This window comes from Pseudomonas sp. 5Vm1k (genome assembly GCF_056161485.1).
Map to the genome: position 1 here is coordinate 361,809 of NZ_JBSPCZ010000003.1, position 26,363 is coordinate 388,171.

Annotated in this window: 22 protein-coding genes and 2 tRNA genes; 5 read left to right on the plus strand and 19 right to left on the minus strand. The window is 59.4% G+C overall.

Annotated features, from left to right (window positions below; all coding sequences use genetic code 11):
• Positions 1 to 121: 121 nt before the first annotated feature.
• Positions 122 to 198 (minus strand) — tRNA-Met (locus ACWIKB_RS08230).
• A gap of 221 nt (positions 199 to 419) precedes the next feature.
• A tRNA-Met gene (locus ACWIKB_RS08235) sits at positions 420 to 496 on the minus strand.
• Between the two features lie 300 nt (positions 497 to 796).
• Here ACWIKB_RS08235 and dinB point away from each other — a divergent pair.
• Complete coding sequence (dinB, locus tag ACWIKB_RS08240; protein WP_475266133.1) at positions 797 to 1,858, plus strand: DNA polymerase IV; 1,062 nt, start codon at positions 797 to 799, stop codon at positions 1,856 to 1,858.
• A gap of 103 nt (positions 1,859 to 1,961) precedes the next feature.
• Here dinB and ACWIKB_RS08245 read toward each other — a convergent pair whose 3' ends face one another.
• The 4 genes from ACWIKB_RS08245 to ACWIKB_RS08260 form a co-directional block, all read right to left on the minus strand.
• Entirely contained in the window at positions 1,962 to 2,915 is a 954-nt protein-coding gene (locus ACWIKB_RS08245) for a hypothetical protein (protein WP_475266134.1), read from the minus strand.
• A 17-nt stretch (positions 2,916 to 2,932) separates the two neighbouring features.
• A complete protein-coding gene (locus ACWIKB_RS08250) occupies positions 2,933 to 4,648 on the minus strand; it encodes a proline--tRNA ligase (protein ID WP_475266135.1) in 1,716 nt (571 codons plus the stop codon).
• A gap of 130 nt (positions 4,649 to 4,778) precedes the next feature.
• Positions 4,779 to 6,338, minus strand: coding sequence for an AmpG family muropeptide MFS transporter (locus ACWIKB_RS08255; RefSeq protein ID WP_475266136.1), 1,560 nt, complete (start codon positions 6,336 to 6,338; stop codon positions 4,779 to 4,781).
• Positions 6,339 to 6,381: 43 nt separating this feature from the next.
• Positions 6,382 to 6,735 carry an MGMT family protein gene (locus ACWIKB_RS08260; protein ID WP_475266137.1) on the minus strand — a complete coding sequence of 118 codons (354 nt, stop codon included), beginning with the start codon at positions 6,733 to 6,735 and terminating at the stop codon, positions 6,382 to 6,384.
• Between the two features lie 164 nt (positions 6,736 to 6,899).
• Here ACWIKB_RS08260 and ACWIKB_RS08265 point away from each other — a divergent pair, with 164 nt between their 5' ends.
• The gene (locus ACWIKB_RS08265) at positions 6,900 to 7,907 is read left to right on the plus strand and encodes a DUF481 domain-containing protein (protein ID WP_475266138.1); all 1,008 of its coding nucleotides are present in this window, start codon (positions 6,900 to 6,902) and stop codon (positions 7,905 to 7,907) included.
• 109 nt (positions 7,908 to 8,016) lie between these two features.
• Here the strand turns inward: ACWIKB_RS08265 and ACWIKB_RS08270 are convergent, their stop codons facing one another.
• A complete protein-coding gene (locus ACWIKB_RS08270) occupies positions 8,017 to 9,447 on the minus strand; it encodes a toxin-antitoxin system YwqK family antitoxin (protein ID WP_475266139.1) in 1,431 nt (476 codons plus the stop codon).
• 131 nt (positions 9,448 to 9,578) lie between these two features.
• On the minus strand, positions 9,579 to 9,788 hold the full coding sequence (locus ACWIKB_RS08275) for a cold-shock protein (RefSeq protein WP_002554837.1): 210 nt from the start codon (positions 9,786 to 9,788) through the stop codon (positions 9,579 to 9,581).
• Between the two features lie 354 nt (positions 9,789 to 10,142).
• On the opposite strand from ACWIKB_RS08275, the gene dcd reads away from it, so the two are divergent.
• A complete protein-coding gene (gene dcd / locus ACWIKB_RS08280; protein ID WP_054047011.1) occupies positions 10,143 to 10,709 on the plus strand; it encodes a dCTP deaminase in 567 nt (188 codons plus the stop codon).
• Positions 10,710 to 10,815: 106 nt separating this feature from the next.
• Entirely contained in the window at positions 10,816 to 11,025 is a 210-nt protein-coding gene (locus ACWIKB_RS08285) for a hypothetical protein (protein ID WP_054047009.1), read from the plus strand.
• A 123-nt stretch (positions 11,026 to 11,148) separates the two neighbouring features.
• Here ACWIKB_RS08285 and pdeM read toward each other — a convergent pair whose 3' ends face one another.
• The 11 genes from pdeM to ACWIKB_RS08340 all read right to left on the minus strand — a co-directional run bounded on the left by pdeM (position 11,149) and on the right by ACWIKB_RS08340 (position 25,280).
• A complete protein-coding gene (pdeM, locus tag ACWIKB_RS08290; protein ID WP_475266140.1) occupies positions 11,149 to 11,802 on the minus strand; it encodes a ligase-associated DNA damage response endonuclease PdeM in 654 nt (217 codons plus the stop codon).
• Positions 11,802 to 14,288: a ligase-associated DNA damage response DEXH box helicase gene (locus ACWIKB_RS08295; protein WP_475266141.1), complete on the minus strand. Its 2,487-nt coding sequence runs from the start codon at positions 14,286 to 14,288 to the stop codon at positions 11,802 to 11,804. The genes pdeM and ACWIKB_RS08295 overlap by 1 nt, the downstream gene beginning before the upstream one ends.
• A gap of 183 nt (positions 14,289 to 14,471) precedes the next feature.
• On the minus strand, positions 14,472 to 15,236 hold the full coding sequence (locus ACWIKB_RS08300) for an ABC transporter ATP-binding protein (protein WP_475266142.1): 765 nt from the start codon (positions 15,234 to 15,236) through the stop codon (positions 14,472 to 14,474).
• A gap of 13 nt (positions 15,237 to 15,249) precedes the next feature.
• Complete coding sequence (locus ACWIKB_RS08305; protein WP_475266143.1) at positions 15,250 to 16,368, minus strand: succinylglutamate desuccinylase/aspartoacylase family protein; 1,119 nt, start codon at positions 16,366 to 16,368, stop codon at positions 15,250 to 15,252.
• Between the two features lie 29 nt (positions 16,369 to 16,397).
• The gene (locus tag ACWIKB_RS08310; RefSeq protein ID WP_475266144.1) at positions 16,398 to 17,108 is read right to left on the minus strand and encodes an ABC transporter permease; all 711 of its coding nucleotides are present in this window, start codon (positions 17,106 to 17,108) and stop codon (positions 16,398 to 16,400) included.
• A complete protein-coding gene (locus ACWIKB_RS08315) occupies positions 17,105 to 17,833 on the minus strand; it encodes an ABC transporter permease (protein ID WP_475266145.1) in 729 nt (242 codons plus the stop codon). The genes ACWIKB_RS08310 and ACWIKB_RS08315 overlap by 4 nt, the downstream gene beginning before the upstream one ends.
• 56 nt (positions 17,834 to 17,889) lie before the next feature.
• On the minus strand, positions 17,890 to 18,672 hold the full coding sequence (locus tag ACWIKB_RS08320) for a transporter substrate-binding domain-containing protein (RefSeq protein WP_475266146.1): 783 nt from the start codon (positions 18,670 to 18,672) through the stop codon (positions 17,890 to 17,892).
• A gap of 313 nt (positions 18,673 to 18,985) precedes the next feature.
• Complete coding sequence (locus tag ACWIKB_RS08325) at positions 18,986 to 20,674, minus strand: ATP-dependent DNA ligase (protein ID WP_475266147.1); 1,689 nt, start codon at positions 20,672 to 20,674, stop codon at positions 18,986 to 18,988.
• Positions 20,671 to 21,705, minus strand: coding sequence for a ligase-associated DNA damage response exonuclease (locus ACWIKB_RS08330; RefSeq protein ID WP_475266148.1), 1,035 nt, complete (start codon positions 21,703 to 21,705; stop codon positions 20,671 to 20,673). Before ACWIKB_RS08330 ends, ACWIKB_RS08325 begins: the two co-directional genes overlap by 4 nt.
• Positions 21,706 to 21,903: 198 nt before the next feature.
• The gene (locus ACWIKB_RS08335; protein ID WP_475266149.1) at positions 21,904 to 24,354 is read right to left on the minus strand and encodes a penicillin acylase family protein; all 2,451 of its coding nucleotides are present in this window, start codon (positions 24,352 to 24,354) and stop codon (positions 21,904 to 21,906) included.
• A 281-nt stretch (positions 24,355 to 24,635) separates the two neighbouring features.
• Positions 24,636 to 25,280 carry a glutathione binding-like protein gene (locus ACWIKB_RS08340; RefSeq protein WP_475266150.1) on the minus strand — a complete coding sequence of 215 codons (645 nt, stop codon included), beginning with the start codon at positions 25,278 to 25,280 and terminating at the stop codon, positions 24,636 to 24,638.
• 145 nt (positions 25,281 to 25,425) lie between these two features.
• Between ACWIKB_RS08340 and ACWIKB_RS08345 the strand changes: the two genes are divergently transcribed.
• Positions 25,426 to 25,983, plus strand: a complete 558-nt coding sequence (locus ACWIKB_RS08345) for a cysteine hydrolase family protein (RefSeq protein ID WP_475266151.1) — start codon at positions 25,426 to 25,428, stop codon at positions 25,981 to 25,983.
• Positions 25,984 to 26,363 lie beyond the last annotated feature (380 nt).

The following is a 26,363-nucleotide window of genomic DNA, read 5'->3' on the forward strand; positions in this document are numbered from 1 at the left end:
CTGAACTCAGAGTCTTGGTGATCCCGAACGGTTCACTACACAGTGACAGATCATTGTTGCGAAAGGACTTTTTCGACAGATACAAAAAAGGCCACTCTTTCGAGCAGCCTTTTTTGATGTTTGGTTGCGGGAGCCGGATTTGAACCGACGACCTTCGGGTTATGAGCCCGACGAGCTACCAGACTGCTCCATCCCGCGTCTGTGTGGCGGCATTCTACAGCGGAACGCCGGGGTGTCAACGGTTAATCCTGAATCAGGTCAAATAAGCGCGAATTAGTGTCGAACGGTGGTGGGGCAGAGGTAAGTTTCGGAATCAGAACGATTTCTCGTTTTTACCCGGTGCGCTGATCAGCGGCATATTTCGACAAAATAGACGCGCACAAAAAAGGCCACTCTTTCGAGTAGCCTTTCTTGATGTTTGGTTGCGGGAGCCGGATTTGAACCGACGACCTTCGGGTTATGAGCCCGACGAGCTACCAGACTGCTCCATCCCGCGTCTGTGTGTCGGCATTCTACAGAGGAACGCTGGGGTGTCAACCTTCAATTCAGAAAAAACCTGTTCCTGTTCAATCGCTTAGCTATAAAAAGCGCGGCGTGACAGGGCTGTAAGGCAGGTGTGGCAAGGCTTTCAGCTCTATCGGCAGGTGTTATTCGATTGAGAAAACAAATTCATCCGGCCTTTTCCTACAGCGATTGAAGAAGATTCAGAGTACTGGTGCTATATACAGGTGTCAGTGAGATACTGCCGATCCGGCTCGTCATTACGTCATTTCTTTGCCATGAACACCGCTTCTATATGACTCAACGCAAAATCATCCACGTCGACTGTGACTGTTTCTACGCCGCCATCGAGATGCGTGATGACCCGCGTCTGGCCGGTAAGCCACTGGCGGTGGGCGGGTCGGCAGACCGGCGCGGGGTGATCGCCACCTGCAATTACGAAGCGCGAGCCTATGGCGTGCGTTCGGCGATGTCTTCCGGGCATGCCTTGAAGCTGTGCCCGGACCTGACCATCGTCAAGCCGCGGATGGACGCTTATAGAGAAGCGTCGAAGGAAATTCATACGATCTTCAGCGATTACACTGACCTGATCGAGCCGCTTTCCCTCGATGAGGCCTTTCTGGACGTGTCGGACAGTGCGCACTTTGGCGGCAGCGCCACGCGGATCGCCCAGGACATCCGGCGCCGGGTTTCCAATCAGTTGCACATCACGGTTTCGGCGGGGGTGGCGCCGAACAAGTTTCTGGCCAAGATCGCCAGTGACTGGAAGAAGCCCAACGGCCTGTTCGTGATCACGCCGGATCAGGTGGAGGACTTTGTTAGCGGTCTACCGGTGAGCAAGCTGCACGGTGTGGGCAAGGTCACTGCTGACAAGCTCGCTAGGCTCGGCATTGTTGATTGTGCGCAGTTGCGTGAGTGGAACAAGTTGGCGCTGGTGCGCGAATTCGGCAGTTTCGGTGAGCGACTCTGGAGCCTGGCCCGTGGGATTGATGAGCGGCTGGTGCATAACGACAACCGTCGGCAATCCATCAGTGTCGAAAATACCTACGACGTGGACCTGCCGGATTTAGTGAGTTGTCTGGATAAACTGCCTGAGTTGCTGGAAACCCTCGCCGGGCGTATGGCGCGCATCGACAGCAGCTATCGACCGGGCAAGCCGTTCGTCAAAGTGAAATTCCATGACTTTACCCAAACCACGCTGGAGCAGGCCGGGGCAGGGCGGGATCTGGGGAGTTATCAGCTGTTATTGACCCAGGCATTCAATCGCGGCGGTAAACCGGTGCGGTTGTTGGGGATCGGGGTAAGGCTGGAGGATTTGCGCGGTGGGTTTGAGCAGATGGAGTTGTTTGAGCGGTAGTTCAGTGTTGAATGTTCGGGCCTCTTCGCGGGCAAGCCTGTTGGGGTCCAGTTTTTTTGGACCACTCTGTAGGAGCGAGGCTTGCCCGCGAAGCTTTTAGCTTTCAATTCGGGTTTGGATCCGCCACCAATCGCCCGGCATCCTTGGTCAAGGACTTGAGGAATTCGGTTTGCAGCTCAGGATCGTTACGCGTTAATTCGATCAGGCTCTGCTCCAGCTCGCTGGCTTCTTCTTCCAGACCCAGTTCCGACAGACGTTTGACCCGGTGTACCCACTGGCTCACTTCGTCGTCTTCAAGGTCGTCGTAAATCAGCCCGTGGGCTTCGAGCAACTTGCCGCGCAAGCCGCTGCTGACCGCCAGGGACGAGTCGGTGTGCACATCGTCCTGGGCATCTTCGACGGTGATCAACAACCGGCTTAGATGATTGATGTCATGTTCGGCGAACGGACTGTCCAACAGGTTCAGGCGCAGTACGCCGTTTTTGTCGGTGTTCAGTTCGAAGGTTTCCTTGCCAGCCTTGACCTGTACCGGGCGCTCGCTCCAGGGCAGACTCGAGTATTCCGTGCGTTTGTCACGCTGGACTTCGTCGATCCCGGCCAGGTTTTGCTGGGCGCGACCATGGGACTGCACGTTCATGAACGGGTTAATCCCGGCAAAACCGTAGCTCAGCCAATCCTTGGTCACGCTGTCCGGCAGGTTGCCGAGTGCGAACACATTGACCACGTTCGCGCCGACACCGGCCACGATGGCCACCATGCCCAGCGGGATCTCGTAGACCTCCCGCCAAGGCTGGTACGGCGTGTAGCGGTCGTAGTGACGCGTGACTTCGAATTCGGTGACTTCGAAGGTCTTTTGCTCGTGGATTTTCACCCGTCGTTGCGGCAGCTCAAGCACCTTGGGCTCACCGACATCGATCTGCAGGCTGTGATCGAGCAATTTGCGCTCGACCCGTTCCTCGTGCTCGCTGCGTTGTGACATGTGATTGGCACAGCCGCTGACCAGCAGGGTGCCGCACAGGGCGGCACCACCGAGGCCTAAGGTGTTTCGCTTGAACATGACTTCTCTATCTGGTGTCAGCGGCGGATACGGGCCTGGAGGAAGGACAGCACGTCAGCGACCGGAAGGGCTTGCGCCTCGGCCTCGGTGCGGCTCTTGTATTCCAGATTGCCATCGGCGAGGCCGCGGTCACTGACCACGATCCGGTGAGGAATGCCGATCAGCTCCATGTCCGCGAACTTGATGCCCGGGCTGGTTTTCTTGTCGCGGTCGTCCAGCAGCACTTCGAAACCGGCTGCAGTCAGTTCTGCGTACAGTTTGTCGGTGGCTTCGCGAACCTGCTCGTTGTCGTAGCGCAGCGGTACCAAAGCGATCTGGAATGGCGCGAGGGTGTCGCTCCAGATGATGCCTTTGTCGTCGTTGTTCTGCTCGATGGCCGCAGCCACCACGCGGGAAACGCCGATGCCATAGCAACCCATTTCCAGGGTGACTGGCTTGCCGTTCTCGCCCAGCACTTCGCACTTCATCGCTTTGCTGTACTTGTTGCCCAGCTGGAAGATATGCCCGACTTCGATGCCGCGCTTGATTTCCAGGGTGCCCTTGCCATCAGGGCTTGGGTCGCCGGCCACGACGTTGCGCAGGTCGGCCACGGTTGGAACCGGCAGGTCGCGCTCCCAGTTCACGCCGAAGTAGTGCTTGTCGTCGATGTTGGCGCCAATACCGAAGTCGCTCATCAGCTCAACCGAACGGTCGATGATGATTGGCAGCGGCAGGTTCAACGGGCCGAGGGAGCCGGCACCGGCGCCAATGGCGTCGCGCAGTTCGGATTCGGACGCCATGACCAGCGGGCTGGCAACGCCTGGCTGGTTGGAAGCCTTGATTTCGTTCAGCTCATGGTCGCCACGGATGATCAGGGCAATCAGCTTGCCTTTCTCTTCAGCGTGAACCACGAGGGTCTTGATGGTTTTTTCGATCGGCAGGCCAAAGCCTTCGACCAGTTGCGCAATGGTCTTGGCGTTCGGGGTGTCGACCAGGCGCAGCTCTTCGGCAGGCGCGGCGCGGGAAGTTTCGCGCGGCACGGCTTCAGCTTTCTCGATGTTCGCTGCGTAGTCGGAACCGTTGCTGAAGACGATGTCGTCTTCGCCGGATTCGGCCAGTACGTGGAACTCGTGGGAACCGGCACCGCCGATGGAGCCGTTATCGGCCTCAACAGGGCGGAACTTCAGGCCCAGACGGGTGAACACGTTGCAATACGCCTGGTGCATGCGGTCGTAAGTGACCTGCAGCGAAGGCTGGTCCGCATGGAAGGAATAGGCGTCCTTCATGATGAATTCGCGACCGCGCATCAAACCGAAGCGTGGACGGATTTCGTCACGGAACTTGGTCTGGATCTGGTACAGGTTGATTGGCAGCTGTTTGTAGCTGCTCAACTCGTTACGCATCAGGTCGGTGATCACTTCTTCATGGGTCGGGCCGGCGCAGAAGTCGCGACCGTGACGATCCTTGAAGCGCAGCAATTCAGGGCCGTACTCTTCCCAGCGACCGGATTCCTGCCACAGCTCAGCCGGCTGAGTGCTCGGCATCAACACTTCAAGCGAGCCGGCGGCGTTCATTTCTTCACGAACGACGGCTTCGACCTTGCGCATGACTCGCAAGCCCATGGGCAGCCAGGTGTACAGGCCCGAGGCGAGTTTGCGGATCATGCCGGCGCGTAGCATCAGCTGGTGGCTGATCACGACCGCGTCGGAAGGCGTTTCTTTCTGTGTGGCGAGCAAAAATTGACTGGTGCGCATGGTTGGCCGTTGTCGGTTGCTGATGACGAGAAATGACGGAGCATTGTACGGGCGAGATCCGCTGACGTACAGAAGTGCGGCCGGCGGTGAGGCTCGATGGCGGGAATCTTCCCGCCATTGAAGACGTTTCCTACGACTCTTCCACGACCGGGGTCTGTACCGGTTCAGGCGTCGGTTTCGGCCCGGCCCGGCGACTCTCCTGGAACCAGTGCAGCGCGATCAGCAGCAGCGTCGGGACGCCGAGCAGGGCGGTGATCAGGAAGAAGTTGTGGTAGCCGAATTTCTCCACCATAACCCCTGAATAGCCACCGATCAGGCGTGGCAGCAAGAGCATGATCGAGCTGAGCAGGGCGTATTGGGTGGCGGAAAATTTGAGGTTGGTCAGGCTCGACAGGTAAGCGACGAACGCGGATGTCGCCAGGCCTGAGCTGAAGTTGTCCAGGGAAATGGTCAGGATCAGCATGTTCAGATTGGCGCCCATGTCGGCGAGCATCAGGAACAGCAGGTTGGTCGCGGCCGATGCGATACCGCCAATGAGCAGAATCGGCAGAATGCCGAAGCGCACGATCAGCAGGCCGCCCATGCCGGCGCCGACCAGGGTCATGATCAGGCCGAATATTTTGCTGACGCTGGCAATCTGATCCTTGGTGAAGCCCTGGTCGATGTAAAACACGTTGGCCATCACGCCCATGACCGTATCGGACATCCGGTAAGTGGCGATCAGCCCGAGCAGCAGGAACGCCTGCCAGCGATACCGCAGAATGAAGTCATTGACTGGTGTCAGCACCGGCGCCAGGCCACGACGGCCCATGGACGACAGGCACAGAATGGTCAGCGTGGTGTAGAGGATCGCCCGCAGGAATGCGCGGTCTTCGAGCAGCAGGTCGAGTAGGCTCACGCCCCCGAACAGCACGCTGGCGAAATCAGTGTTGTAGAGCTGGGTGAACATGGCCGGCACGGACACCAGCAGTACGATCAATACAAACACCGATGCCAGTTGATGCACAAAACTGTAGCGCCCGGCCTGCAACTGAGTGCGCAACGGCACCGGCGGCTCGCGCATGAACAGGGTGGTCAGCAGTGCGGGAATCATCAAGGCGCCGAACAGCACGTAGGTGCCGGTCCAGGCTGAGTGTTGATAGTTGAATCCGGTGGAACCGAAACCCTCGGCGAAGAACAGGGCACCGGCGGTGGCCAGTAGTGCCGCGATCCGATAGCCGGACATGTAACTGGCGGCCAGTGCAGCCTGGCGACTGTCTTCAGCGATTTCCAGGCGATAGGCGTCCACGGCGATGTCTTGAGTCGCCGAGGCGAACGCGACGACCACGGCAATGGCGATCAGCCAGGACAGGTGCTTTTGCGGGTCGCAGAAACCCATGCCGATCAGACCCAGGATCACCAGCGATTGGGCCAGCACCAGCCAGGAACGGCGGCGGCCGAGTTTGCCGAGCAGTGGCAGGCGCCATTGGTCGAGCAGGGGGGACCACACCCATTTAAAGGCGTAGGCCAAACCGATCAGGCTTGCATAGCCAATGGTTTCGCGGGCCACACCGGCCTCACGCAACCAGACCGACAGCGTCGAAAACACCAGCATGTAGGGCAAGCCGGCGGCGAAACCAAGCAGCAACAGCACGAGCGTTGATGGACTGGCATAGGCGGCGAGCGCGGCGCGCCAGGTTTTACGGGGCATGGGCTGAAGTCTGCCTCAAGATTACGGAAACAAAGCGCGCACTCTAACCGCTGTGCTCTACCGGGCGCCAGCCATGACGCTGAATATCAACACGATTGTTCAGGATACTGATGCCTTCGGTGCGCAGTCGCGCCCGTTGTTCATCCCCTGAAGGGCTGCCGACCGGCAGGCTGATCCGACCACCGGCGCCAAGCACTCGGTGCCAGGGCAGCTTGGTGTCGCCGGGCAACTGGCTCAACGTACGCCCAACCCAGCGAGCCGCGCGGCCCAGCCCTGCCAGTTCGGCCAGTTGTCCGTAACTCACGACTTTGCCCTCCGGCACTTGGGCCAGGGTCAGGTAGAGCGCCGTGCGTCGGATTTGCGCCGGGCTTTCAGTTTCGGTCGTCGGCTCTGTCACGTCCGCTGTTCCTGAAGAAATTCGTTTTGCAGTCACTAGATTAGGTCCTGGAGCACTGATTGAGAAATGAACTCAATAGAAATAGTTGGGTCAGTCCTTGTTAGCGCCTTATTCCTGCGGATAATGCCGACTTTTTTTCGCAAACCAGAGCCTTCGACCTGCTTATGTTGTCCAGAACCCTGTTGTGCCTCGCTGTCTTCAGTGCTTCCACGCCTTTGCTCGCCGACACCGTCTGGTTGAAAAACGGTGACAAGTTAAGCGGCAAGATCACCGTGTTCGATGGCGGCAAGCTGCTGATTCAGACCGAATACGCCGGTGCGATCCCTATCGACTGGAAACAGGTCAAAACCCTGGAAAGCGATCAGGAGTTGCTGGTCAAGCAGGATGCCTATAACGGTGAGAAAGCCAAATCATTGAAGGCGGCCGAAGACGGCAAGGTTACCCTGGCCAATGGCGAGGCGCCGAAAACCGTCGAGCTGGCGAGCATCCAGCAGATCCTCAAGCCCAAGCCGATCGTCGAAGACCTCGTGTGGAAGGGTAATGTCGACATGGCGCTGGATTACCAGCGCGCCGAGAAGGACACCGACGACTACGATGTCGGCTTCAAGACCTCGGCCCGTCATGGTCGCTGGCGGCATACGGCAGAGGGTGAGTACAACCGCGAATTCCAGAATGACGTGGTCACCACCGACAACTGGCGTGCCGAGTACTCCCTCGACCGATTCCTGACCGATCACTGGTACTGGGATGGTCGCTTGAACTACAAACGCGACAAGGTCGAAGACCTGTCCCGTCAACGCGTGGTCGGTACCGGTCCGGGCTATCAATTCTGGGATGATGAGCTCGGCGCGTTCTCGCTCGGCTCGTTGTTCAACCGTACCGATTTTGAATACAAGGATGGTGGCAAGGATAACTTCTACTCCGTCGCCATGAAGTGGGACTACAACCGTTACCTGATTGGCAAGAAGGTGGAGTTCTTCACCAATGGCGAGGTGGGCAAGCCGCTTTCCGGCGTGGCCGATTACTCCCTCGATGCCGAAATGGGCCTACGCTATAAAGTCACCGACTGGGCTTCGCTCAACCTCAAGGCCGAGCGCGACATCATCAGCGGGACCAATGATGCCGATTTGAACAAGACCCGTTATACCGCTGGGTTTGGCGTGGCTTGGTAAATCGCTGAAAGACCAAAAGATCGCAGCCTTCGGCAGCGCCTACGATGAATCGACGTTCATCCTGTAGGAGCTGCCGAAGGCTGCGATCTTTTTTTTTGATGTTATTGCGTCAGCTGCACTGACCTTGGCGGACCCCGGCCTCATATCGGCATTCGCCGTTCGGGCTTCCATCCTGTTTCCACATGCGCATCACGCCTTGCTCGCGTCCTTCGACGTAATCGACCGACGTATTCATCTGGCCGTTTTCCCACCAAGTGATGGAAGGACCTTCAAGTTTGCCGTCCTTGTAGGTTTTTTGCTCCTTGAGCTGGCCGTTGGCGTACCACTCTTTGAAGTCGCCCTGTTCACGGTGCTGCTCATCCCACTGCCATTGCGCGGTTTGTATGCCCTGGGCATTCCAGCTGGCATGACTGCGCTGCACGGAGTGCTCGTCGACAAAGACTTTCTGTTTCACCGTTGCGTTGGGGTGATACTCGATTTGCCAGCCCTGCGGCGCGTTGTCGACGTAGTCCGTGCTGCTTTCCAGTGAGCCGTCCGGAAAGTAGGAGAGGTTGGGGCCAACCATTTTGCCGTTGACGTACTGAGCGCGCGACTTGATCTTGCCGTCGGGGTAATAGCCGAGAATCGGACCGTCCAGAACATCATTGTGATAGGTGAGGCGGCCGATCACTGCGCCATCTTCGTCGTACTCCAGGTACTCGCCATCTACGTGCTTGCCAGCGTGCCAGTTGTAGGACTCTGCCTTCTTGCCGTTATCGTGGTACGTGGTTTCCCAGCCTTCCAGCTTGTCATTCAGGTAATGAGCGCGCTTGGTGACAATCCCACTTTCGGAATAGGTAACTACCTCGCCCTGGCTTTGGCCATTGGCGTCGTTCTGAAAGCTTTGTCCGAGCTTTCCATTTGAGTAGTAGGTTTTTGATGCAAGGACGGGCTTGCCTGACACAAAGTCCTTGGCGTCGACGTAGTAGTCGCGGCGCACGGTGCCTGATTCGACGTAAAAGACTTTGGCATGCCAGGCTTTGCGCTTGCTGTCGTAGGTCAGCGGCATCGGCAGGAAAAAAACCGCCTGGCCTTTTGTGGTGGGGGCGTACTGCTCGTCCAGATACAGCTTGCCGTCCACGAGTGATGCGGTCAGTTCGCCGCATTCTTCGGGTGTGCAGGCGCGGACCTTTTCAAAAAAAGCCCGCTTACCGTCACATTCCGAGAGCGTTAGCAGGAGCGGGGTTTCGTCGTCGATCAGTTGCTGGACTTCATCGAGCAGTCGGCCAAACGCTTCGTTGGGTACGCCCACCGATTCCGGTGTGAGGTAGACCTCGTTGCTACCGCAGGCGTGTGCCGTAGAGAGTTCCAGCAAAGCCGCCGCACGCAGTTGTGCCTGGGGAGCGCCTTGAATGGCGGGGCCCTTGGCTACATAGGTGGCGTGGGTGTCCATGCCGACGATGATGGTCGGGTGGTCGGGGCGAGGATTGGCGTGAGTCGAGAAGGGGAGTGCGAGTGTGATCAGCGCTGCGCCTAGCGCTTTCCATTGAATGAACGGCATCCTGCTGCTTCCATGTGATTTTCCAGGCGGAGAATCATATAGAGGGCATGCGGATGGCGTAAGGCAAAAAACAGCGCCCACAAAAAAGCCCCGCTTTTAAGGGCGGGGCTTTTTACTAAAGCAAGTACAAGTTAGATAACTTGAACTTCTTCAGCTTGCATGCCTTTCTGACCGCGGGTAGCGATGAAAGAAACCTGTTGGCCTTCTTTCAGGCTTTTGAAGCCGTCGGATTGGATAGCTTTGAAGTGAACGAACAGGTCGTCACCGGATTGTGGAGTGATGAAGCCGAAGCCTTTTTCATCGTTGAACCACTTAACGGTACCGGTTTGGCGATTAGACATGGTGTAACTCCTTGAACAAAGATAACTGCGACGCAGGAAGAACCCTGGCCGAGACTGAGTGCAAAGAGCAGGAAAAATTCTTGTAGATGGTTGGATCGAAATTCAACATATCGTGTAGAGATTCTCAGTGACACAAGCAGCACAGTGGCGCCACCTTAACCCTTTTTGCCGAACGTGCCAATGCTTCTTGCGAAGGTTTCTCTGTTTTCGTGACTGACGGTGCATCTTATTGGCGCCAAGGCCCGGCAATCAGGGGGGATGGGCGAGAATTAATACCTGTGCTTTGAACCCGGAGCGCGCGCCTAGTAAGATGCCGGACAGAATTTTTCCACCTCGCTATTCAGGACACCCGCCATGAGCATCAAATCGGACAAGTGGATTCGCCGCATGGCGCAAGAGCACGGCATGATCGAACCGTTCGTCGAGCGCCAGATGCGCGGCGAGGGTGCCGAGCGGCTGATTTCCTACGGCGTGTCGAGCTACGGCTACGACGTGCGCTGCGCCGGTGAATTCAAAGTGTTCACCAACATCAACTCGGCGATCGTCGATCCGAAGAATTTTGATGAAAAGAGCTTCGTCGACGTAACAAGCGACGTCTGCATTATCCCGCCGAACTCCTTCGCCCTGGCTCGCACCGTGGAATTCTTCCGCATTCCGCGCAACGTGCTGACCATTTGCCTGGGTAAAAGCACCTACGCCCGCTGCGGCATTATCGTCAACGTGACGCCGCTCGAGCCTGAGTGGGAAGGTCATGTGACCCTGGAATTCTCCAACACCACGACATTGCCGGCGAAAATCTACGCGAATGAAGGCGTGGCACAGATGCTGTTCTTCGAATCCGACGAAGAGTGCGAAGTCTCCTACAAGGACCGTGGCGGCAAGTATCAGGGCCAGCGCGGCGTCACTTTGCCGCGTACCTGATCCATCCATCTGACAGTTGCCGGGAATTCTTCTGCAGGTAGACACTCTATTGGGTGTACTGCCCGGTTTGCGCACAGCGAACCGGGCCACTGCTCAGGAGTGCTCCATGAAGATCGATCCGCAAATCAGCGCCGAACTGGCCAGGCTTGAGCCCAATCAGGTCGGTGTTTTGGCCTGGTCGTTGTTGGCGCATCCGCCAATCAACATGGCGGGGGGCATCCCCGGCCAGCCTGATCCTGATACCCCCAACGAACAGCCGACCGAACCCGGTGAGCCAACCCTGCCGGACGAGCCGCCTCCGGCTCCTGTTGCCTGATGTCGCCTCCTGCGCTTATCGCACGACGCATCATCTTGTAGCAGCGAAGCTTGCTCGCGAAGGCAATTTACCCGTCGACGTCGTTTTTGACGGGTAGACCGCCTTCGCGAGCAAGCTTCGCTCCTACACTGGCCATATTTCGTTGTCGCCGATGACGAAAATCCTGCAACTCTCGTCCGCTTTGACTTGATACCCGCCGGTAAACGCGCCGAATGCAGGCAATAAACTGATTTCCGTCCCTAACCTGAAACACGCCAGACGCAAGCTTTGCCGGCCTCTGCCGTTCAGTCGGTAGACCGGGTGCACGTGCCCCGCGAGTACATGTCTGCTCGGGTGGGGATCAGGTTCATGCTGCAGGGCAAACGGCCCAAGTAGCAAAGGCTCTGGCACCACGCGGATGTCCAGCGAGGCCGGCGGATCGCCCGCCCGTTTGTCATGGTTGCCACGAATCAGCGTCATCGGCAGATCACGATGGCGTTCTCGCCAGGTGGCCAGCGCGCTCAAGGTATGTACCGCGTGTGACCCAGGTCCGTGGAGGAAATCGCCGAGAAAAATCAGCTGGCGACAGGGCAGGGCTGCCAGCAACGCATCCAGCACGGCGATGTTTTGCGCGGTAGTGCCCCGTGGCACGGGCTGACCGAGGCTGCGATAGGCGGCGGCCTTGCCGAAATGCACGTCGGCGATCAATAGCGCTTGCTGGGCTGGCCAGTACAGCGCTTTCTCGGGAAGCAACCATAGCTCCTCACCGGCCAGACGCACAGGATAAGGCGTGCCCATCAGGCTTTCCCTGTTTCAGCGGTTTTTTCCAGGTCGCCGACCATCCGCTTGATGCGATCCGCCAGTTTCTCGGAACTCATGCTCTCGCGCATGCGTTCCACCAGCAGCGGAAAACCCAGCGGCGTCGGACGTTTGATCTGGTGCAGGTCGAATCGCAAGCTATTGATGCGGGCCAAGGTCTGCTCCAGTCGCCGAATATCCAGTTCTTCTCGTAGGACTTCTTTCCCGGCCTGAGCCAGTAACAAATTGTCGGCGTCGTACTGCTTGAACACTTCGAAGAACAAGCCGCTGGATGCCTGGACCTGTCGCGTACTTTTCGGCGCGCCGGGATAACCGGCGAACACCAGGCCGGCAATCCGGGCGATCTCTCGAAAACGCCGCAACGCCAGTTCACCGGCGTTCAGGCTGGCGAGAACGTCGGGCAGCAGATGCTCGGCGCTGAACAACTCGGGATTCAGATGAAAGGACCAGTCAATGGGTGTTGCGCTGAGTAATTCCAGGCCGTAATCGTTGACTGCAATGGAAAAGGTCAGCGCCTGGCGTTGACTGACCCGCCACGCCAACAGGCTCGCCAGTCCCAGATGGACCTGGCGCCCGGCGAAGGGATAGAGAAACAAGTGCCAGCCTTCGCGGGATTTGAGCGCTTCGGCCAACAGGCTGGTTTCGGTCGGCAGGCCGGACCAGCGCTGCTGCACCTGCAGCAGTGGGCGCAACGCCGTCATCTCCGGGCCAACGAAATGACCCGATGCCGCAGCACTGAAACGCGCAACTACCGCCTGGGCCAACTCGCTGGACAAGGGCATGCGCCCGCCATTCCAACGCGGTACTGCGGCTTTTTTCACATTGCTGCGCCGCACGTAAGCGGTCATGTTTTCGACGCGTACCAGTTCCAGCAGCCGACCTGCGAACAGAAACCCATCACCGGGCTTGAGCCTTGCGATAAACCCTTCCTCGACACTTCCTAGCGTCTTGCCACCGCCACCCTTGCTCCAGAACTTCAGCTGAATGCTCGCATCGCTGACGATGGTGCCGATGCTCATGCGATGTCGACGCGCCAATCGTGCATCCGGTACACGCCAGATGCCCTGTTCATCAGGCTCGACCCGGCGATAATCCGGATAAGCCGTCAGGGATAGTCCGCCGTGACGTACGAAGGCCAGCGCCCAAGCCCAATCGGCGGGTGTGAGGTCACGATAAGCCCACGCGCCGCGCACTTCTTCGTACAGCTCATCGGGAATAAACCCACCGCCCAATGCGATGCTGACCAGATGCTGCACCAGCACATCCAGTGGCTTGTGAGGCGACTCGCGGGGTTCGATACGTCGTTGCGCCACGGCGTCTTGAGCGGCGGCCGCTTCGATCAGTTCCAGGCTGTGCGTTGGCACCAGGGTCACCCGTGACACGCGCCCCGGTGCATGCCCGGAGCGCCCCGCACGCTGCATCAGGCGCGCCACGCCTTTGGCCGAGCCGATTTGCAGTACGCGTTCCACCGGCAAAAAGTCCACACCCAAGTCCAGGCTGGAGGTGCAGACCACGGCTTTGAGTTGCCCGTCCTTGAGGGCGCGCTCAACCCAGTCGCGAGTATCCCGGGACAAGGAGCTGTGATGCAGTGCAATCAGCCCGGCCCAATCCGGGCGTGCTTCCAATAGGGCCTGATACCAGATTTCCGATTGAGCGCGAGTGTTGGTGAACACCAGGCTGCTGGGGCTCGACTCAATCTCGGCGACGACTTGCGGCAACATTTTCAAACCTATATGCCCGGCCCAAGGGAATCGCTCGATGGCCGGCGGCAGCAATGTATCGACGCGCAGGTCTTTGCTGCTCTGGCCCTGAACGCTGATGCCACCACCTTGTGGGATCAAGACCTGTTCAGCGTGGGCCTGATTACCGAGCGTCGCGGAAACGCCCCAGACGATCAACCCGGGATGCCAACGACGCAGACGGGCGAGGGCCAATTGCAGTTGTACACCGCGCTTGTTGCCGAGCAGTTCGTGCCATTCGTCGACCACCACCATGCGTAAGGTCGACAACGCGGTTTGCGCATCGGCGCGGGCGAGCATCAGGGTCAGGCTTTCCGGGGTGGTGATCAGTGTGGTCGGCAGACGCCGGCTCTGACGGGCGCGTTCGCTGCTGCCGGTGTCGCCGGTACGCAGGCCGACGCTCCAGGGAATCTGCAAATCCGCCAGCGGCGCTTCCAGGGCGCGCGCGGTGTCGGCGGCCAAGGCGCGCATGGGGGTTATCCACAACACTGTCAGCGGTTCGGCGAGGGGTTTGCGTTTGCGTGGTGTTTCAACCGGGGCGACAGAAGAGGCGAAGCGATTGAGCGCGCCGAACCAGACCGCATAGGTTTTACCGGCGCCGGTGCTGGCATGCAGCAATCCGGACTGGCCTCGTTTAACCGCCACCCATACCTGTTTCTGAAAGGCGAACGGCGTCCAGCCACGGGCGGTGAACCATTGTTTTGCGAAGTCGGGGGACGTTCCCATGCCGGCGGTGTGCGCTCTGAAAGTGTTCTTTCAGTGACCGCGGCGGGATGCGACAAGTTTGAATTGCTTTGTTTTTTGTGGGAGCGGGCTTGCTCGCGAAGGCGTCGTATCAGTCAACATCATCGATGCCTGACACAACGCCTTCGCGAGCAAGCCCGCTCCCACAGGGGATCGTGCAATGCGTTACTTGAGGTTGCCGCTGAGGAACTGTTTCAGCCGCTCACTCTTCGGACTGCCCAGCACATCTTCCGGCGCGCCTTCTTCCTCCACCAACCCCTGGTGCAGGAACAACACCTGGCTCGACACTTTGCGCGCGAAGCTCATTTCGTGGGTGACCATGATCATGGTCCGACCTTCTTCGGCCAGGCCCTGGATCACGCGCAGTACTTCGCCCACCAGTTCCGGGTCGAGCGCGGAGGTCGGTTCGTCGAACAGCATGACTTCCGGTTCCATGGCCAACGCGCGGGCGATGGCTACCCGTTGCTGCTGACCGCCGGAAAGGAACGCCGGGTATTGGTCGGCAACGCGGGCCGCCAAGCCCACCTTGTCGAGGTAGCGCCGTGCACGGTCCTCGGCTTCCTCCTTGCTGCACCCCAACACCCGGCGCGGGGCCATGGTGATGTTTTCCAGCACGGTCATGTGGCTCCACAGGTTGAAATGCTGGAACACCATGGCCAGGCGCGTGCGGATGCGTTGCAGTTCATCAGGATCGGCCACATGCATGCCGTGACGATCCTTGACCATGCGGATGTCCTTGCCATCCAGGCTCATGGCGCCGTCATTTGGTTGTTCGAGGAAGTTGATGCAGCGCAGGAAGGTACTTTTGCCCGAGCCGCTGGCGCCGATCAGGCTGATGACGTCGCCGGTCTTGGCCTTGAGCGAAACACCTTTGAGCACCTGATGATCGCCGTAGCTTTTATGCAGGCCTTCGATGGTCAGTTTGTACATGGGGCATGCATCCTCAAGGCGAAAGTAGGTAGCCGCTGCGATAGGCTTCGGTGCCCGCGACGTGGGCGATCACCATGCCGGCAGTGGCCATGCGTCGCAGCGATCGGGCGTACATCAGCCCGGCAGCGGTGCAATGGATTGGGGTGACGCGATCATTGATCGGGTCGATGATTTCGGCGATCAGTTGCCCGGCTTCCAGGTACTGCCCCGGCACCGCGCAGAACACCAGCAACCCGCCAACCGGCGTGGCCACGGGCTCAACGCCAGCCAGTGGCGTGGCCGGGTAGGGCAGTTCGGGCAGCGGCGCTGCTTCGCCGGCAATGGCGCCGAAGTGAATCAGGTAGTCGATCAGCGCCTGGCAGTCATTGCTGGCCAACGGGTGATAGACGTCGCCCTGACCACGCAATTCTACGGTGACGGAAAAGCTGCCCAGCGGAATATCGAAGTGTTCGCCGAAGCGCTCCTTCAACTGCCACCAAAGCAATGTGAAGCACTCATCGAACGACTGACCGCCAGAATCGGTGGCCAGCAGACTCGCCTCGGCACCGATGTAGCGCGCCAGCGGCTCAACCTGCGGCCAGGCCTCCGGCGTGGTGTAAAGGTGCGCGACGGCTTCGAAATCGCAATGCAGGTCCAGCACCATGTCCGCGTCGCAGGCCAGCCGTTGCAGGGTCAGGCGCTGGGATTGCAGTTGCGTGCCGGCGGTCTGCCGGGCGAGGGCATTGCGCAGGCTGGTACGGATCAGTTCGAGGTTGTGCTGCGGATTGTCGCCCAGCAGGCCCTCGATCTCGTTGCCGACCTCTTCGCTCAAATCGACAAACCAGCGATTGAAGTTCTGCCCGCTCTCCAGCTCATAGCGGCCCAGCGGCACATCCATCAAAACCTGTTCCAGGCCCACCGGGTTGGCCACGGGGACCAGCACGATTTCGCTGCGCAGGCGGCCGGCGGCTTCCAGCTCCGCCAGGCGTTGCTTGAGGTGCCAGGCCACCAGCATGCCGGGCATTTCATCGGCGTGTAGGGACGACTGGATGTAGATCTTGCCTTTGGCCGACGCGGGGCCGAAGTGAAAGCTGTGAATCTGTCGTGCGGTCCCCGGCAGCGGGGCCAGCAGGTCATGTATCTGGTGGCGCATGTTCGTCTCTTTATTCCAGAAAGCGGGTCCTAGTGAGTCGGCCCGAGGAAGGCCAGCCATCGACGTTCGGCGAGACGGAACAGGCCAACCAGCGCAAAGGTCACGGTCAGGTAGAGCAGCGCGGCGATGCCGAACGACTGGAACGTCAGGAAGGTCGCCGAGTTGGCGTCCCGCGCGACTTTCAGGATGTCCGGGATGGTTGCGGTGAACGCCACGGTGGTCGAGTGCAGCATCAGAATCACTTCGTTGCTGTAATAAGGCAACGAGCGACGCAGGGCTGAAGGCATGATCACGTAGGCGTACAGCTTCCAGCCAGTCAGACCGTAGGCCTTGGCCGCTTCGACTTCACCGTGGTTCATGCTGCGGATCGCCCCGGCGAAAATCTCCGTGGTGTAGGCGCAGGTGTTCAGGGCGAAGGCGAGGATGGTGCAGTTCATTGCGTCGCGGAAAAACGCGTCCAGCACCGGTTGTGCACGCACGGCTGCCAGGCTGTAGATCCCGGTGTAGCAGATCAGCAACTGGATATAGAGCGGCGTGCCACGGAACAGGTAGGTGTAGAACTGCACTGGCAGGCGGATGTAGAAGTGCGGCGACACACGGGCGATGGACAGCGGGATCGACACCAGGAAGCCGATGAAAATCGACGCGCTGAGCAGCCACATGGTCATGGCCAGGCCGGTGATGTGGTAGCCGTCGGTATAAAGGAAGGATTTCCAGTATTCCTGCAAGAGTTCGATCATCGTACGGCCTCCCGGGAGCCGGCGGCGTAGCGGCGTTCAAGCTTGCGCAGGACGAAGTTGGATGCGCTGGTGATCAGCAGGTAAATCAGCGCAGCGAGCACCAGGAAGTAAAACAATTGATAGGTGCTTTTACCGGCGTCCTGCGCAGCCTTGACCAGATCGGCGAGGCCGATGATCGACACCAGCGCGGTGGCCTTGAGCATCACCATCCAGTTGTTGCCGATACCCGGCAGTGCAAAGCGCATCATTTGCGGGAACACCACGATCCAAAAGCGCTGGCCGCGTTTGAGGCCATAGGCGGTGGCGGCTTCGACCTGACCCCGTGGCACGGCGAGGATCGCCCCACGGAAGGTTTCAGTGAAGTAAGCACCGTAAATGAACCCCAGGGTGATGACCCCGGCGCTGAACGGGTTGATTTCGATGTATTCCCAGTCCATGTATTCGGTGAACGTCGTCAACCAGGTTTGCAGGCTGTAGAAAATCAGCAGCATCAGCACCAGATCCGGCACGCCGCGAATCAGCGTCGTGTAGATCTGTGCGGGCACGCGCACCAGTTTGACTTTGGACAGTTTGGCACTGGCACCCAGTAATCCGAGCAATACGGACACCAAGAGCGACAACACCGACAATTTGATGGTCATCCAGGTGCCTTCCAACAGCAAGGGACCGAAGCCCTTCAAGCTGAAGGCTGAGAGCCCCAGGTTTTGTAAGAGGTTTTCGAACATAAATCAGCAACCTGATCGAGTAAAAAAAGCGCCCATCGCGAGATGGGCGCCGGGCATTATTTGCCGCTGTACAGATTCAGATCGCCAAAGTGTTTCTTCTGAATGGTGGCGTAGGTGCCATCGTCGTGTAACGCTTTGATACCTTTATCCAGAAGTGCCTTCAGGTCTTTGTTACCTTTCGAGATACCGACAGCTGTTTTGGCTGGCAGCAGAGGGGCATCAATCGGCTTGCTGACTTCGTAATCGGCACCTTGTGGCGACTTCAGAAAGCCCAGTTCGGCTTGCAGCATGTCCTGGATGGAAGCATCGAGGCGGCCGGAGGTCAGGTCAGCATAGACCTGGTCCTGGTTGGCGTAGGCCTGAGTGGTCACGCCAGCCTTGTCCAGCACGGCTTTGGCATACGCTTCCTGGATGGTGCCTTGCTCGTAGCCGACCTTTTTACCCTTCAGCGAAGCGGTGTCGGCGGTGATGCCGGAACCTTTCTTGAATACGAAGGACGTCGGGCCCGAGAACAGCTCGCTGGAGAAGTCGATGACTTTTTCGCGGGCTTCGGTGACGGTCATCGAAGAGATCACACCGTCGAATTTATTGGCCTTGAGGCCCGGAATCATGCCGTCGAAATCGCTTTCGACCCATTTGCACTTGACCTTCAGCTCGGCGCAGATCGCATTGCCCAGATCGATATCGAAGCCCACCAGGCTGCCGTCGGCCGCTTTGGACTCGAAGGGTGCGTAAGAAGGGTCAACGCCAAAACGCAGTTCTTTGTACTCCTTGGCCAGCGCGGAGCCAGCAGCCATGCACAACGCCAGTGCAGAAAGGGTCAGCAATGCTTTTTTCATTATTCAATCCCTAAGAACCAATATGAGCGCTTGTGGCGCAGAATTATTGTTACTGGAAAGCGTAAGACCTAATGAAAGTAGCAATTTCCGAACCAGAGTCCCGAACAAGCGTTTTAAAAGGTGAATAAAGAAAAGGTTGTGACGCATTTGTGCACGAAAATGGGCGGCGGAAAATTCTTGCACCAATATAGATCATATCGACACAAAAACCTGTGGGAGCGGGCTTGCTCGCGAAAGCGGTGGGGCAGTCGAAATAATGTTGACTGACACACCGCTTTCGCGAGCAAGCCCGCTCCCACATTTTCGATTTGGGTTAGCTCAACAAATCCTGCAGGGTTGCGAGGCTATCGGCGTCCTCGACCGTCTTATCCTGCCGCCAGCGCAACATCCTTGGAAACCGCACCGCAATCCCGCTCTTGTGCCGCCGGGACAGGGCAATCCCTTCAAAACCGAGCTCAAAGACAAGGCTCGGCCTCACACTGCTCACCGGCCCGAATTTCTCCACCGTGGTTTTGCGCACGATGCTGTCGACCTGGCGCATTTCCTCATCGGTCAGCCCTGAATACGCCTTGGCGAACGGCACCAGCGTCCGCTCGCTGGCGTCGGGTGGTCCATCCCACACGGCGAACGTGTAGTCGCTGAAGAGACTCGCCCGACGGCCATGGCCCCGCTGGGCATAGATCAACACCGCATCGACACTGAACGGCTCGACTTTCCACTTCCACCACACGCCCATGTCCTTGGTCCGGCCCACGCCGTACAGCGCATCCCGGGCCTTGAGCATCATGCCTTCGACCCCGAGCCGACGCGACGCTTCCCGCTGCCGGGCAAGGTCGAACCAGTCTTCACCATTGAGCACCGGCGATGCCAGCAGCACCGGGTTGTTGCAGGTGGCGATGACCTGCTCCAGTTGAGTGCGACGTTCTGCCTGAGTGTGGTTGCGCCAGTCTTCGCCTTGCCATTCCAGCAGGTCGTAGGCGAGTAACACCACCGGCACCTCATCGAGGATTTTCTTGCCCAGGGTTTTACGGCCGATCCGCTGTTGCAGCAGGGCGAAAGGCTGCACCGCAGGGGGCGTTGTGGATTGCGGGTCGAAAGCGTCCTCGGTGGTGGGCTGCGTGGCTTTCCAGGCGACGATTTCGCCGTCGATTACCGTGCCGTCCGGTAAGCCGTGGGTCAGCACCTCCAGTTCGGGAAAACGCTCGCTGACCAGTTCTTCGCCCCGAGACCAGATCCACAGCCGACCTTCACGCTTGACCACTTGGGCGCGGATGCCGTCCCACTTCCATTCCACCTGCCACTGGCTGGTCGGGCCGAGCAGTGTTTCGAACTGTTCCACCGGTTGGGCGAGGGCGTGTGCGAGAAAAAACGGGTACGGCTGGCCGCCCCGTTGGGCATGTTCGTCGGCGGAGGGCGGCGCGATGAGTTTGAGGTAACTGGCAGCGTTCGGTCGGTTGGACAGGTCGGTGTAACCCACCAGCCGCTGGGCTACCCGTTTGCTGTCGAGCCCGGCCATGGCCGCCAGCGCCCGGGTGACCAGTAACTTTGAGACGCCCACGCGAAAACTGCCGGTGATTAACTTGATGCACAGCATCAGGCTGGGGCGGTCCAGTTGCGCCCAGAGTTCGGGCAGTCGCCGGGCAAGGAACGCCGGGGTTTCACCGCGCAGCGGCAGCAGTTTGTCCTCAATCCATGCCGCCAGCCCATCGGTAGAACTGTGGGTGACTTCGGGTAGCACCAGGGAGATGGTTTCTGCCAGATCACCCACAGCCTGATAACTTTCCTCGAACAACCACGACGAAAGCCCGGAAATCTCCACCGCCAGTTCCCGCAGGGTACGCACCGGCACTAACTGGCGAGGTCGGCCGCCAGAGAGAAAGTACACCGCCCACGCCGCATCTTCCGGTGCAGCCTGGGCGAAGTAAGCCTGCATTGCTGCCAGTTTGGCGTTGCTCGAGGTGGTGGCGTCGAGTTCCGTGTATAGCTCGGCGAAAGCCTTCATGAATGCACCTCGGCGAGCTCCGGGGTGATGTCTGCGTGATCTTCTTCATCGTCACCGTATTCAGTGCTGAAACCCTGGGCATCCAGGCCTTGTTCGCATAGATGACGAACCAGCACCCCGACGGAGCCATGGGTGACCAGCACCCGCTCGGCCCCGGTCTGTTCGATAGCCCAGAGCAACCCCGGCCAGTCGGCATGATCCGAGAGCACGAAACCCCGATCCACGCCGCGCCGCCGCCGAGTGCCGCGCAGGCGCATCCAGCCGCTGGCGAAACCGTCGCTGTAGTCGCCAAACCGGCGCATCCAAGTGCTGGCACCGGCTGACGGCGGGGCAAGGACCAAGGCCTGGCGCATGATCGGGTCGCTCTTTTTTACCTCGCCGGCATAAATGGTGGGCGGTAAATAAATACCGCCTTCGCGATAAACCCGGTTCAGCGGTTCCACCGCGCCATGCACCAAAATGGGGCCGATGCTGGCGTCGATGCCGTGGAGAATGCGCTGGGCCTTGCCGAACGAGTAACAGAACAACACGCTGGCTTTCTCGGCCGCGATATTGGCCTGCCACCACTGATTGATCTCGGCAAAGACCTGCGCCTGAGGCTGCCAGCGGTAGATCGGCAGGCCGAAGGTCGATTCAGTAATGAAGGTGTGACAACGCACCGGTTCGAACGGCGCGCAGGTGCCATCGGGCTCGATTTTGTAATCCCCCGAGGCGACCCAGACTTCGCCGCCGTATTCCAGGCGCACCTGGGCCGAGCCGAGGACATGGCCGGCCGGGTGAAAACTCAAGGTGACGCCGTGGTGCAGCAGGCGTTGGCCGTAGGGCAGGGTTTGCAGGTTGATGTCCTGGCCCAGGCGCGTGCGCAGAATCCCTTCGCCGGGAGCGGCGGCCAGGTAGTGTTGATTGCAGGTTCGGGCGTGATCGCCGTGGGCATGCGTAATTACCGCGCGCTCGACCGGGCGCCACGGGTCGATATAGAAATCACCGGCGGGGCAGTACAAACCTTCGGGGCGCGCGATAACAAGATCCATGTTGTTACCAAAATGGGGGGCTTGTTATCTAGGAGGTTGGCGCGAAGGCAGAAGTTCTATCGAGTTTTTCGAGACAATCGACATTCCCATTGTGGGAGCGGGCTTGCTCGCGAAGGCGGTGTGTCAGGCAACGATGATATTGACTGATACGACGCCTTCGCGAGCAAGCCCGCTCCCACATGAGGTCCGTGTTAAACGTTACTTGCCCGGCGTCAGGGTCAACCGCGCCTTGCCATACGCCTTGTCAAAGTTCTGCGGCTGCATCGGCAGGCTCATGTACTGGCCCTTGAGCCACGGGTCGATGCTGTCGAGGTAGTTCGGGCTCGCCGGGTTGCCGGACTGGCCGCTGCCGTTCTGGCCCATCAGCGGTTCGGCCTGGCCGAAGTCGACGATAAAGCGCATGGACGGCGCGAGCGTGGTGTTGAAGTCCTGGCCCCAGGCGAACGCCGAGGTGTTCAGCGTGGTGTGATCGCCACCAGCCGCCACTGGACCGCGCACGGTCTGGCCACTGGCATTTTTCCACTCGTAGCGGTGCAGTTTGCCCCACTGCCAGGCCTTGCGATCGCCACCCAGTTGACTGTCGCCAGCCGTGATTGCCGCTGCCAGGCTGCGGGCGAGGATCGCCGGTTTGTCTTCTTTCTGCGGCGTGCGCAGGTCATCCCAGAACGGGCTGTCTTCGCGACCGAGCAGGTGATCGGCCTGGGCCGCGTAGGACAACTTACCGTTGGCGATAAAGGCTTTCCACGCCGGGCTGCTTTCCGGGCCCAGTTCGTCGAGGAAAATCTGCTTGGCGCTTTCCTGTAGGAACAACTCATAAATCGCCGCATCAGCGGAGGTCGGGCTGAGCTTGCCATCGAACGCCATCAAACGGGTCAACGCCTCGCGCGCCTTGCCACGATCCGCTTCCGGCAGTGCTTCGATCGCCTGTTTCAGTGGCTGGGCCATGCCCGGCGCCCCAAACATCTTCTTGAGCTTGGCGGCGAAGGTGGTGGTCTGGTCGTACTGCATGGCGATCAGGCTACGTGTGTCGTGCTTACCCGCGCCGGCCAGTTCGGCCATGCGCTCGCCACGTTCCGGGGCCGCCCAGGAATTGGACAACTGCATGCCGTAGCCATGGGGGATGACCCGCTGGTTGGCGGTGCCGAGCCAGCCTTGAGCCGGGTCTTGATCGTACGGGTGCAGCATCGGGTCGGCGTAACCGTCCCAATCGTAGCGACCTTCCCAGCCCGGCGATGGCAGCAAGCCTTCGCCTTCGCGACGGTTCGGGTAGCGGCCGGTGACTTGCCAGCCGATGTTGCTGGCGTCGGCAAATACCAGATTCAGGGCGATGGCGCGGATTTCACGGCTGGCGTCCGAGGCTTTCTCGACGGTCTGCGCGCGGGACAGGTCGAAGAACGCGTCCAGGGTCTTGTCGTCGGTGAAGCTTGGGGTTTGCAGGGCCAGGCCGAAACCGTTAGCCATGGTCAGGCCTTGGGCGCTGTTGAGCAGCGGCCCGTGGCGGGTTTCGTACACCGCTTCGCGAAGCGGCCGCTGGCCTTTGACGAAGTAGGTTTCGTTACGCACCACTACCGGCTGCCATTTGCCGTTGGCTTCGTAGGTAAGGCCATTGCCCTGACGTTTGATTTTCTCCAGGAATAGGTCCTGGTTGTCGCCCATGACCGTGGTCATGCTCCACGCCACTTTGCCGTTGAAACCGCCGAGCACCATCGGCAGGCCGGCGATGCTGACGCCTGCCGCCTGATATTTCGGCGCGCGGATCTGCACGTAGCTGAACAACGATGGCACGCCCATCGGGCCGTGGCTGTCGCTGGCCAGCAGGCTTTTGCCGCTGCGGCTGCGTTGCGGGCCAATGGCCCAGTTGTTCGACGAGGTGGCGCCGAGCAGATTCAGATCGGACAGTTGCCCTGTGGCCTTAGTGATTTCCGCCAGGCCCGGGATCGCGCCGTTGAGCTTAATGCCCTGGAGCTTGTCGGCTTCGCCCGTTGGCAGTTTTTCGTCGGGCGCGGAGGGCGTCAGCCATGGGAGCTTGTCGGTGCTGACGGTTTGCGCCAGCACCAGCGAGGAGATTTCTTCCGGCAGGTTGGCCGACTGGCTGAAATTCAACAGGCAGAAAATCAGCGCCGAATCTTCCGGCTTCCAGTATTCAGGTTTGTAACCGCTGGCGGCGAGGTCAGCTGGGAGCTTGTCGCGGTAGCGGAACAGATAGGCGTTGACGCCCCGGGCATAGACTTCGAAGAAGCGCTTGAGCCGTGGCGAAGAGGCTTTGTACAACTCACCGGCGCTTTTCTTCAGGTTGACCGCGCGCATATAGCGGTCGGCGTCGAGCAGGTCCGGGCCGGACATTTCCGCCAGACGGCCCTCGGCCAGCAGGCGCATGGTCACCATTTGCGTGAGGCGGTCGCTGGCGTGGACGTAACCGAGGGTGAACAGGGCGTCGTGGAAGCTGTTGCTTTCGATCAACGGCATGCCCATGGCGTTGCGTCGAACCGAAACGTTCTGCGCCAGGCCCTTGAGCGGCTGCACGCCGGAGGTCGGCGGGAGGGTGTCCTGAGTGTTCCAGGTCTGACAACCGGTCAGGCTCAAAACACCGGCCACTGCTGCGGCAACGCCGAACCGGGGAAGAAAATGTGTGAGGGCTGGCGAGGCCATGGCAAAGCTCCTGCGGGGGTAGTAGCGCAATAAAGGCGCTACGTTAGTGAGCAGGAGGTGGCCGCGCAAGCGGGGCATGGGGTTATTTCAGGATTTGCCTGACAAAACGCAAATCCTCGGGCGGCGGTGTACCCCTGTGGCGAGGGAGCTTGCTCCCGCTGGAGTGCGCAGCGCTCCCAATCCGGACGCCGGGTTTTATCCGACGGAACGCGGTGTCTGGTTGGCGACTGCTGCGCAGTCGAGCGGGAGCAAGCTCCCTCGCCACAGGGGTTGTGTAAGCCTCAAGACTTAGGTGGATTCACCTTCGCCGCAATCGCATACGCCTTCACCGTCGCCGGGCGGTTCTGGATGTGGTTGAACCAGCGCAGCACGTTGGGGAAGTCTTCAAGGTTCTGGCTCTGCCACTTGTGGGAAACAATCCACGGGTAGATCGCCATGTCGGCAATGCTGTACTCCTCGCCGGCGACGAATTCATTGCTCGCCAGTTGCTTGTCGAGCACGCCGTAGAGGCGGGCGGTTTCGTCGATGTAGCGTTTGATCGCGTAAGGGATTTTTTCCGGCGCGAACTGGCTGAAGTGGTGATTCTGCCCGGCCATCGGCCCCAGACCGCCCATCTGCCAGAACAGCCATTGCAATGCTTGCTGACGCCCGCGCAGGTCCTTGGGCAGGAACTGGCCGGTCTTCTCCGCCAGGTACAGCAAGATCGCCCCGGACTCGAACAGCGCCAACGGCTCGCCGCCATCGACCGGCTCATGATCGACGATCGCCGGGATTTTGTTGTTCGGGGAGATTTTCAGGAATTGAGGCTTGAACTGGTCGTTCTGGCTGATGTTGATCGGGTGCACGTCGTACTTGAGGCCGGCCTCCTCGAGGAATATCGAGATTTTGTGGCCGTTGGGGGTGGTCCAGTAATACAGATCGATCATGGAGTGCTCCAGAAAATAGACGTTGTCAGGTACGGACAGCAACCGCTCGCATTAGGTCGTCCTGTTTGCACCGGAGAGCTTGCCTGTAGGAAGAAGTGATGCTGAAGTGCGTGAAATTCAATGGTCGGGCAAGAGAAAAGTCAGCATGGAGCTCAAGACAAACGCCGCACTGATCATCATCGATCAACAAAAAGGCATCCTGCATCCCAGGCTGGGGCGTCGAAACAATCCTCAGGCCGAAGAGCGCATCCTCGATTTGTTGGCGCACTGGCGTCGAACCGCACGACCGGTGATTCACGTGCAGCACCTGTCCCGTTCACCAGAATCGGTGTTCTGGCCACAGCAATCGGGCGTGGAGTTTCAGGAGCGGTTCCAGCCGTTGGCCGGTGAGCGACTGATCCAGAAGCAGGTGCCGGATGCGTTTTGTGCGACGGAACTGGAGGCAGGGTTGCGCGAGGCGGGGATTGAGCAATTGATCATCGTCGGCGTGGCGACCAACAACTCGGTGGAGTCCACGGCGCGAACGGCTGGCAATCTGGGGTTTGATGCGTGGGTGGCGGAGGATGCGTGCTTTACCTTCGACAAGGCCGATTTTTTCGGTAACGCGCATTCCGCTGAAGAAGTGCATGCAATGTCGCTGGGCAATCTGCATGGCGAGTACGCCACCGTCGTCAGCACCGCACAGATCCTCACGACCGACTGAAGTCCTGTAGGAGCAAGGCTTGCCCGCGAAGGCAATTTCATTCAACAAAAATACTGACTGACAGACCGCATTCGCGAGCAGGCTCGCTCCCACAAGGGAATTGAAGCAACCGCAGAATCGGGTCTGACGCCGATAAAATGTGGGAGTGGGCTTGCTCGCGAAAGCGATGTGTCAGGTAACACTGATGTCGACTGACACTGCGTGTTCGCGGGCAAGCCTCGCTCCTACAGGGATCTGCTGGGTACACAAAGCCGATCAAATGTGGGAGTGGGCTTGCTCGCGAAAGCGATGTGTCAGGTAACACTGATGTCGACTGACACTGCGTGTTCGCGGGCAAGCCTCGCTCCTACAGGGATCTGCTGGGTACACAAAGCCGATCA